The sequence below is a fragment of the Candidatus Sulfotelmatobacter sp. genome (genome assembly GCA_035498555.1).
Taxonomy (GTDB): domain Bacteria; phylum Eisenbacteria; class RBG-16-71-46; order RBG-16-71-46; family RBG-16-71-46; genus DATKAB01.
The window spans coordinates 1-6,842 of sequence record DATKAB010000116.1; the positions used below are offsets into that span (position 1 = coordinate 1).

A 6,842-nucleotide genomic window follows, 5' to 3' on the forward strand; every position below is an offset into this window, starting at 1 on the left:
CCGCTGGCCCGGGCGCGAATCGAGAACGCGACGAGCAACGCAAACGTCACCGCGAGACGAAGACGAAGCTTCCGATCGGACATGGGCGACCTCCCTGTCTTTGCCTCAGTCGTAATGCTTGCTCCGGGACCAGGCGAGCGCAAGCGGCACCTTGATGCCTCGGCAGGCGTACACGGTGAGATCGCGCTCGTAGGGCATTCCGTACGGATTGGCGATGGTGGCGACCGGTTCGACGCTGTCGAAGGTCCGCGCGTGATCCTCGGGATTTCCGCCAATGATCAGCACCACGTGCACTTCATCCGCGGTCGGCGGCCAGAACCAGTAGCTGTTGTGTCCCGAGATCGCGCGCGGCAGTCCGTAGCGCGACCCGAAGAAGTCGATGGCTCCGGCCTCCCCGTAGTTCTGCCCGTAGACCACGCAGTGCTTGCGCTCATCGGGCGTGAGCGTCGCGAACCCGCGCGCCACGCCGGCCGCCATCTCTTGCCAGCCGAACATGTCGGCGTAGTGCTGGGGTAGCGAGCCCATCGCGTGGCGCTCTTCGGTGGCCGGGGCGAGCCCCAGCGCCTTCTGGTAAGCGATGAAACGCTCGACCGGCAGGATCGGAATCGAGAGCGGCAGCAGCGGCGCAAGTCCGACGACTGGCAGCGCGAGCACCGCCACGCGCATCCAGCGTCGCGTGGTCGAGGCGCGCTCGACCGCCACAGCTCCCAGCCCCAACAGCATCGGGTAGGCGGGCGCCAGATACTCGGAGCGCGCTGAGCCGTTGGCGATCAGGATCGCCAGCACGGCGACGAAGATCCAGCCGAAGGCACGAGCGCCGCGGGCCCAGACGGCCGTGAACGCCGCCACCAGGCCGGCCAGCCAGACCGGCGCAGAGAGCGGATTCATGTCCACGATCTGATCGATGAGGAATTTCACGATCTCGAGCTTCACCATCTTGTGAGCGACCGCATTGTGGACGAACTCGCGCGTCGGCCAGCCGTTCTGCATCTGCCAGAACACGTGCGGCACGAAGATCAGCCCGGCGACCAGCGCCGCGAGCCACGGCCCGAGGCTGCGCAGACGCACGCGATGCGCGGTGAGCAGCAACCCGACGCCGACGCCACCCGCAAACCACAGCATGCTGAGCTTGTTCAGGAGCCCGAGGCCGACGACGACGCCGAACAGCAGCCAGGGCTTGAGCGCATCGCCGGCGCGCAGCGCGCGCAACAGCTGCCACGCCGCCAGCGCCCAGAGCAGCAGATCGAGCGCGTTCATCGAGTAGTAGTGATCGATCGCGAGATAGATCGGCGAGGCCAGCGCGCCGATCGCGGCCAGCGCCTGCGCGAACTTCCCGCCGCCCAGCTCGCGCGCGATCAGCCCCGCGATCACCACGGTGAGCGCGCCGGCCAGCGCCGGCACGACGCGCAGTGCCACCAGCGAGGTGCCGAGCAGCTTCGTGCTGAGCGCCAGGACTCCGATCGAGAGCGGCGGCTGATCCACGTAGCCCCAGGCCAGATGATGCGCGCACGCCAGGTAGTAGAGCTCGTCGCGAAAGTAGCCGTACTGCGTGACCGCCGGCGCGTGCAACGCCAGCTTGGCGAGCGCGAGCAGCGCCAGCAGCAGGGTCGCAGACGGTCCGCGATCGGGAAGGCTCGATGCTTCAGCGGCGTTCAAACCGGAATCCTTCCTCAGGTGGCGAGCGGCGCGCGCGAGCGCACGGTGTAGATCGAGCCGCCACGCGAGAGCTGGCTCTCGACCACGTCGATCGCCTCGACGGCGAAGCGCGCGTCGGGGCCTTCGGGAGCCACGATTCGCGTCAGCGCCGGCGTCCAGTCGAAGCCGGGCTCGCGCACGCGGCCGAGCGTCAGGTGCGCCGAGAAATCGCGGGATTCGGGCTCCCATCCGCGTTTCGCCAGCGCGTCTTCGAGCGAACCGGCCAGCCGCACGAACGGTTCGGTTCCCTGCTGGAGTCCGAGCCATAGCACGCGCGCGCGCTTCGCGGTGGGAAAGGCGCCGGGCGGCCCCAATGCGACGCCGAACGCGCGATGGGCCGCTGCCGCCTCGCGGGCCGCCTCCTCGATGCAGCGAAGACCGTCGTCCCCGACCTCGCCGATGAAGCGCAGCGTGAAGTGGAGATTCTCGGGCGCGACCCACGAGACGTGGTCGCCCGGCCGCCGCAGCTTCTCGATCACGGTCGCGGCAAGCTTCCGGGTGGCGAGCGGCGGGAACACGGCGAGAAAAATCCGCACGCTATTCGAGCTTGGCTTCGAGCGGCTGGGACTGGAGCTGGCGCCGCACCAGGTCGAGCGCCGCCTGAGCGCTGCGCTCGCGGATGGTGCTGCGCGTGCCCGCGAATTGGAATCGCCGCACCGCCTCCCCGAGCGGCGAGGAAACTGCGATGAACACCAATCCCACCGGCTTCTCCTCGCTACCTCCGTCCGGGCCGGCGATGCCGGTGATGCCGATCCCGACCTCGACACCAGCGCGCTCGCGGGCGCCACGGGCCATCTGCTCCGCGATCGGAGCGCTCACCGCCCCGTGCGCGGCGAGGTCGGCCTCCTTGACCCCAATCGACTGAACCTTCGCGACGTTGGAGTAGGTGACGAATCCGCGATCGACGTAGCGCGAGGAGCCGGGCGTGTCGGTGAGACGCTTGGCCAGCAGGCCGCCGGTGCAGGATTCGGCCAGCGCGATCTTCCAACCGCGCTCGAGCAGCGCCGCGCCCACGATCTGTTCCATGCTCTCGCTGCCTTCCGCGTAGATGACCGGCTTCACGCGCGCGGAGAGTTCGGCGTGTGCGCGTTCCGCCACCGCGCGCACCGCGTCGGCGTCCTCGCCCGCCACCGTCACGCGCAGGTCCACGCCGAAGTAGCTCGGCAGATAGGCCAGCGAGGCGTTGGGCCAGTTCTGCGGCAGCGTGCCGATTCTTTCGTGGAGCTGCGACTCGAAGGATCCGTAGGTGCGGAGCGTGAAACACTCGACGGTGAGCCCGCTCCTCTCGCGGAGATACGGCACCAGGTGCTCGAGCGCCAGCCCTTCCATCTCGGCGGGCACACCGGGCAGCAGGATCACCGGCTTGTCGCGATGCACCACCAGAATTCCGGGCGCGGTGCCGAGCCGGTTGGGCCACGCCTCGGCGCCGCGCGGCAGCAGTGCCTGGGTCTCGATCGACGAAGGCATCTTGCGCGCGTAGCGCTTGACGCGCGCGCGAATGCTGGAGAGCACCTGCTCGTCGAGCTGGAGCGGGCGGCGCAGCACGCTCGCGACCGCCTTGCGTGTGAGGTCGTCGGGCGTGGGGCCGAGGCCACCGGTCATCACCACCGCGTCGGCGCGATCCAGCGCCTGGCGCAGCGCCGCGCCGATCCCCTCGGCGGTGTCGCCGACCGTGGTGTGCCAGATCACCTGAACGCTGGCCTCTTCGAGCGCGCGCGCCAGGAAGGCGAAGTTGGTGTCCAGCGTGCGGCCGGACAGGACTTCGTTGCCGACGGTGATGATCTCGATCCGCATGGGGGACCTGGACGGCGGCGCCCGGATCGGCCGGGTGCGCGCGCGAACGGCAGTCGCGGCACTATGCCCGCGCGCGAAGTGCCGCGCAACCAGGCACGGTCGCGCGCCCGAGGCTCAGGCGAGCGGCGCGCGAACGAACGCCTGCCACGGCGAGTGGTGGAGCACGCGCGTGGCGATCAGCGTCAGCGCGTGAAAGGTCGCGCAGCTCGTGATTCCGGCGATGAAGTCGTCGGCGACGATGCCGAATCCGCCCGGCAGCCGCTGTGCTTCGCGCGCCCCGAGCGGCTTCCACACGTCGAAGATGCGGAACAGCACGAACGACAGCACGAATGCCGGCCAGGCGTGCGGGACCCACAGCAGCGCGAGGCTCTGCCCCACCGCCTCGTCGGCGACGATCGGCTTGGCGTCGTGGCCGAGCTCCTTCTCGGCCTCGCCCGCGACCCAGATTGCGAGCGCCGTCCCCACCGCGATCAGCACCAGCGTGATTGGTAGCGCGGGCACCGGCAGAAACCACCCGATCGCCGCCACCACCGCGCTGCCGGCGGTCGCCGGCGCCACCGGCGCCCAGCCAGCCGGGCCGAGCGTGGCGAGAAAGCGGGTGACGGATTTCACGCGTGTGGAGTCGCGCCGGGCCCGGCCCCGGCCGGCTGCGCGGCACGTGGCGGCGGGGACGGAGCGGCGGCCGGCTCGGCGGCCAGCCGGCTCAGTACCGCCTTGCAGGCGGCGCGCAGCGTTTCGGTGACGCCGCGGCCCTCGCGCGCTACCGCCTCGAACTCCGGCGCGCCCGAGAGATTGAGTGCGGCACTGAGCCTCGAGATCGGCAACGCCAGTGGCAGGTCGCGCTTGTTGTACTGGAAGATCCGCGGCAGGGCCCGCTGGCGGCGCTCGTCGAGCCCGAGGCTGGTCAAGTGCTGCTCGAGATCGGCAAGCGATTCGCGATTGGCCTGCTCGCGCGCCGGGTGCGAGTCGGCAACGAACACGATGCCGTCCACGCCCTGCAGCACCGCACGGCGCGACAACCGGTAGTAGACCTGTCCCGGCACCGTGTAGAGATGGAAGCGCGTCACCAGCCCGTTGACACTGCCGAGCTCGATGGGCAGGAAATCGAAGAACAGGGTGCGCTCGTGGTCGGTCGCGACCGAGAGCAGCCGGCCGCGCCGCTCGGGCGGCAGGCGGTCGTGGAGGATCCGGAGATTGGTGGTCTTGCCGCCAAGCCCCGGACCGTAGTAGACGATCTTGAAGTGGATCTCGCGAGCGCGATGATTGATCAGGGCCACTGGCCCCTCGCTAGAGGATCAAGCCGACCGAGCCGACGCAGTCATCGGGCTGGTCGTGCTCGGCTAGTCTCCGAACAGGGCGTCGACTTCCCGGCCGGCCGCGTCGGCGAACGCCGGCGTCCCGAGCACCGGCTCGCTCAGCCCGACCTTCTCGAACAGGCCGCGGAAGACGCGATCCAGCACCTGGGTGGCGCGCTGGGCGCGGAAGCGCACCAGTCCGAGCGTGCTGCGCTTATCGAACACCGTGCACATGATCACGCGATCGGCGAGCATGCACGAATAGACCGAGCGTTGCGCCCCTTCGCTCACCACCGCGTCCACGTTGCCGTCGCCCAGCAACTGGGCCAGCTCGGCATTGGCGGTGAAGTCGGCGGCGACCAGGCTGGCGAACGCGGTGGCGTCGAAATCACCGGTGCGTCCGGCCGAGGTGATGAGCTGCCCGGACCGGTCCACGAGATGGACCGACAGAGCATTGGTGCGCTCGAGCAGATCCCCGAGCGCGACGTCGATCGAGCGAAAGTCCTTTTCGAACAGAGTCCACTGTGGCATGGCACCCCCCGCTCTCCGGCGGTGATGAGGGTTGGCCGGGACGACTCCGTGGCACATCCGTGTCTCGCCGGCGTTTCTAACACGCGGCGAGGCAGACGACAAGCCAAGAACGAGTTCAGGTCGCCGAAATGAAACTAAGGGTACTCTCCCGGCGTAGCCAGGCCGTCGCAGGAGGTCCGACACCCGCATGACTCGACTCGCCATCCGCGCCCTTGCGCTCGGTACGATCGCGCTCTCGAGCGCGATCGCGCCCGCACACGCCCAATCGGTGGACCCCGGGCACTGGGCCGGCGACGCGCACTTTCTGGTGGCGGCGATCGACTCGCTCCATCCGCGTCCCTATCGCGGGCACCTGACCGCTGCTCTCGACTCGGCGGCCGAGGATCTCGAGCGCCGGCTACCGGGGCTCGGCTACGAGCGGAGCGTTGCCGAGTTCTCGAGGCTGATGGCACTGCTCCACGACGGCCACTCGCGGCTCGGCCAGCTCCAGCTTCCGGCGCACGGCCGGCCGGCGCTGGCGCCGCTTCCCGGCCCCGGATTCGACGCCGTGTTCCCGGTCGAATTCGACGTCTTCCCCGACGGGCTGCGCATCGTGCGCGCCACCGCGGCGCACGCCGATCTGCTCGGTGCGCGCGTCACCGCGATCCGCGGCCGGCCGGTCGCCGAGGCAGTCGCCGCCCTCACGCCGCTGATCCCGGCCGACAACCCGATGTGGACGCGCTACGTGCTGCCGGTGTTCCTCGCCTGCCCGGGCTTCGTCTCCGCGGCCGGGCTGTCCGAAGGACCGGGCGCTCCGTTGCGGCTCGCCGTGACCGACGCCGCCGGACGTGCCCGCGAGGCGCGTCTCGAGGCCGCGCGGCCCGACTCGAGCCTGCGCTGGCGCTCGGCCGACGACGGCACGCGCGCCCCGCTCCCGCTCACGCGCGCGCTCCCCGGCCCATTCGCCTTCGCCGATCTCGGTGACAGTGCGCGCACGGTGTTCGCTCGCATCCGGCAGATCGTCGACGATCCCGGCGGCGCGACCTTTGCCGCCTTCGTCGGGCGCCTGTTCGCGCACGCCGATTCGATCGGGGCGCGGCGCCTGATCCTCGACCTGCGCGGGAACGGCGGTGGCAACGGCTATCTCAACCAACCGCTGGTTCACGCACTGATCCAGCGGCCCGCGCTCGATCGCGTCGGCGGCCTGTTCGTGATCGTGGATCGCGGCACGTTCTCGGCCGCGGTCATGCTCGCGGCTGATCTCCAGCGCGAGACCCACGCGCGCTTCGTCGGCGAGCCGACCGGAGGCGCTCCCAATTCGCCCGGCGATCCGGCGCGCGTGACGCTGCCGGCCAGCGGGCTCGAGGTGCGGATCTCGACGGTGTTCTGGTACAGCTCGGATCCGCGCGATCCGCGCGCCTTCATCGCGCCCGACGTGCCGGCGCCGCTCACCTTCGCCGACTGGCGCGATCATCGCGATCCGGCGCTGGCCGCGATCGCGGCCTTCCGGCGGCCGGCCGACGAGAAGGACGCGCCGCCGAATCAGCG

General features: G+C 70.3%; 7 protein-coding genes. 1 reads left to right on the plus strand and 6 read right to left on the minus strand.

The window, feature by feature from the left end; genetic code table 11:
- Nucleotides 1-105: 105 nt before the first annotated feature.
- The 6 genes from VMJ70_10240 to VMJ70_10265 all read right to left on the minus strand — a co-directional run bounded on the left by VMJ70_10240 (nt 106) and on the right by VMJ70_10265 (nt 5,315).
- Nucleotides 106-1,656 carry a glycosyltransferase family 39 protein gene (locus tag VMJ70_10240; GenBank protein ID HTO91502.1) on the minus strand — a complete coding sequence of 517 codons (1,551 nt, stop codon included), beginning with the start codon at nt 1,654-1,656 and terminating at the stop codon, nt 106-108.
- A 14-nt stretch (nt 1,657-1,670) separates the two neighbouring features.
- Nucleotides 1,671-2,231, minus strand: a complete 561-nt coding sequence (gene thpR, locus VMJ70_10245; protein HTO91503.1) for an RNA 2',3'-cyclic phosphodiesterase — start codon at nt 2,229-2,231, stop codon at nt 1,671-1,673.
- A gap of 1 nt (nt 2,232) precedes the next feature.
- Complete coding sequence (locus VMJ70_10250; protein ID HTO91504.1) at nt 2,233-3,489, minus strand: competence/damage-inducible protein A; 1,257 nt, start codon at nt 3,487-3,489, stop codon at nt 2,233-2,235.
- A 114-nt stretch (nt 3,490-3,603) separates the two neighbouring features.
- On the minus strand, nt 3,604-4,101 hold the full coding sequence (locus VMJ70_10255; protein HTO91505.1) for a phosphatidylglycerophosphatase A: 498 nt from the start codon (nt 4,099-4,101) through the stop codon (nt 3,604-3,606).
- Nucleotides 4,098-4,766 carry an ADP-ribosylation factor-like protein gene (locus VMJ70_10260; GenBank protein ID HTO91506.1) on the minus strand — a complete coding sequence of 223 codons (669 nt, stop codon included), beginning with the start codon at nt 4,764-4,766 and terminating at the stop codon, nt 4,098-4,100. The genes VMJ70_10255 and VMJ70_10260 overlap by 4 nt, the downstream gene beginning before the upstream one ends.
- 63 nt (nt 4,767-4,829) lie before the next feature.
- Entirely contained in the window at nt 4,830-5,315 is a 486-nt protein-coding gene (locus VMJ70_10265) for a roadblock/LC7 domain-containing protein (protein HTO91507.1), read from the minus strand.
- A gap of 187 nt (nt 5,316-5,502) precedes the next feature.
- Between VMJ70_10265 and VMJ70_10270 the strand changes: the two genes are divergently transcribed.
- Nucleotides 5,503-6,842 (plus strand): S41 family peptidase (locus VMJ70_10270; protein ID HTO91508.1); only part of this gene is annotated, 1,340 nt, incomplete at its 3' end.